A 315-nucleotide genomic window follows, 5' to 3' on the forward strand; every position below is an offset into this window, starting at 1 on the left:
GGGCGGCAAGCGATCGTCTCCATCACGGCCTACGACCGGGGCTGCATCAGTCCATCGGCTCCAGGATGCGGTCGAGTGTCCGGCGCCCCATCCTGCTCATCGTCGGATTGGTCTCGACGTAGTACCAGACAAGACCTATCGCCTGTTCGAACGCCCATGCCTTGCCGCGTTCCCACTCCAGATCGTCACAGTGCAGTGTCTGCCGGAGTACTTCCCGCGGGCCTGGCTGCAAGAGGTGCCAGGCACTGACCAGATCCAGCGCGGGGTCGGCCGGGCCGAAGCCGCCGGTGTCGAGTACGCCGGTGAGCCGGTCTC

At 66.0% G+C, this 315-nt stretch carries 1 pseudogene; it reads right to left on the reverse strand.

Annotation, left to right across the window (positions count from 1 at the left end):
- Window positions 1–46 precede the first annotated feature (46 nt).
- Window positions 47–315: pseudogene (locus TN53_RS43655) on the reverse strand (aminoglycoside phosphotransferase); the annotation flags it as partial.

Source organism: Streptomyces sp. WM6386, from assembly GCF_000972385.1.
Classification (GTDB): domain Bacteria; phylum Actinomycetota; class Actinomycetes; order Streptomycetales; family Streptomycetaceae; genus Streptomyces.